1 protein-coding gene and 2 pseudogenes are annotated in these 1,792 nt (G+C 47.3%); 2 read left to right on the top strand and 1 reads right to left on the bottom strand.

Going from position 1 to position 1,792, the window contains the following annotated elements; all coding sequences use genetic code 11:
* Positions 1-128 precede the first annotated feature (128 nt).
* Positions 129-686: pseudogene (locus H2P46_RS22765) on the top strand (class I SAM-dependent methyltransferase); the annotation flags it as partial.
* Between the two features lie 50 nt (positions 687-736).
* Here H2P46_RS22765 and H2P46_RS22760 read toward each other — a convergent pair.
* Positions 737-1,390: a riboflavin synthase subunit alpha gene (locus H2P46_RS22760; RefSeq protein WP_193407012.1), complete on the bottom strand. Its 654-nt coding sequence runs from the start codon at positions 1,388-1,390 to the stop codon at positions 737-739.
* Between the two features lie 203 nt (positions 1,391-1,593).
* Here H2P46_RS22760 and H2P46_RS23210 point away from each other — a divergent pair.
* Positions 1,594-1,677, top strand: a pseudogene (locus H2P46_RS23210) (hypothetical protein); the annotation flags it as partial.
* Positions 1,678-1,792: the final 115 nt, after the last annotated feature.

Raw genomic sequence — 1,792 nt, 5'->3', positions numbered from 1 at the left:
CTTTGGGCATGGTGCGTGCGCTGAATAAAATAACGAAGGCTGGTATGCCAGAAAGCGTGCGTATTGCCTGAAAACCCGGTCAGCTACAGAGTCACTCGTCCTGAAGCTGATTTATTCAACAAAGCCCCATTTCGGCCGAACAACAAAAGCTTGCTCAGCAGCGCTGTGAAGGGCTAAACGTCACCATTTTGCTACAAGATTATCGTGACCTTAATCAGCAATTTGATCGCATCGTTTCCGTCGGAATGTTCGAACATGTTGGGCCTAAAAACTATGCGACCTACTTTGATACGGTTGATCGTAATTTAAAACCTGACGGTATTTTCTTACTGCATACCATCGGCGCCATTAAAACAGATATGAATGTCGATCCCTGGATCGATAAATATATCTTCCCCAATGGACGTCTGCCTTCTGTTCGTCATATCGCCGACGCCAGCGAACCGCATTTCATTATGGAAGACTGGCACAACTTTGGCGCCGACTATGACACCACGTTGATGGCCTGGTATGAGCGATTTTTACAGGCATGGCCACAGCTGGAAAACGCTTACGGTGACCGTTTTAAACGCATGTTCTCTTATTATCTGAATGCCTGTGCGGGAGCTTTCCGCGCGCGTGACATTCAGTTATGGCAGGTGGTATTTAGTCGCGGGGTTGAGGGCGGATTACGCGTCACTCGCTGATATTTCCGCTAAATAATTAAAGGCGCTTGCGCCTTTAATTATTTTCTCCGTTATTCCTGAACGGTTTGTTCTGTGAACGTCTTTATTGCCGCATTTTCACGCTGGGCCAGCACGCGCTCAACCGTGTCGACAATCGCCTGTGTGTGAGGGTCAATTTCAATATTAACAAGGTCACCAAATGTTTTTGCACCGAGCGTTGTGCGCTCCAGTGTTTCAGGAATCAGGTGCACACAAAATTTGGTTTTAGTCACATCACCCACCGTCAGGCTAATACCATCAATCCCGACAAAACCCTTATGCAGGATATATTTCATTTGCGCCGGATCCTGGATTTTAAACCACACTTCGCGGTTATTTTCCGACTGGATGATTTTGCAGATTTCTGCGGTGGTCATAATATGACCAGACATTAAATGCCCGCCGATTTCATCGCTAAATTTCGCGGCGCGCTCAATATTTACCACATCACCCGGGCGCAAATTACCCAGGTTGGTGACGCGTAATGTCTCTTTAATTAAGTCAAAGCTGACGCGATCGTCATCAATGGCAGTAACGGTTAAACAACAGCCGTTGTGTGCGACTGACGCCCCCAACGCTAAGCCCGGTAATAACGCTTCCGGCAGTTTGACAATATGGGTGCGAAATAGATCTTTCTCTTCAATGGACACGATTTCTGCGGTGCCCTGCACAATACCGGTAAACATAGTCTTTGCCTCTGCGAAGTTTGCGCTAGTTTATCACAGCTAATGCTGGCTGTTAGGTTCCAGCCGTGGGTGCTGCTTTACAGCTTAGCAAAACGCATTGTGTGACAAAGATTGGAGAATTCTGTTACTCCAGTTACACTATGCCGCGCTTTCCTCAGAGATTATCAATGCGCCTTCATTAATTAACTAAGTCAGGTGTTTACGTGCAGAAGTACTTTACAGAAGCGCGTCAATTGCTGGCCCTTGCGGTTCCTGTCATCCTGGCTCAGGTGGCTCAGACTGCAATGGTGTCAATACCGATCGAATTCTGACCCACCCTGCCAAAGTAAAACTGACCCACCCCCTTTGAATCATTCGAGCGTTGTTGCTTTCGTTTTCTTCTGGAGTTGACCGCTTTTCAGC

It is taken from the genome of Mixta mediterraneensis, assembly GCF_014946725.1.
GTDB lineage: Bacteria > Pseudomonadota > Gammaproteobacteria > Enterobacterales > Enterobacteriaceae > Pantoea > Pantoea mediterraneensis.
Note: the sequence above shows the minus strand (reverse complement) of the source record. Positions and strands in the feature narration are given on the sequence as shown.

What these genes read in the sequence shown, in the direction of transcription:
- H2P46_RS22760 (WP_193407012.1), bottom strand. Translation starts at nt 1,390, where the DNA reads ATGTTTACCGGTATTGTGCAGGGCACCGCAGAAATCGTGTCCATTGAA.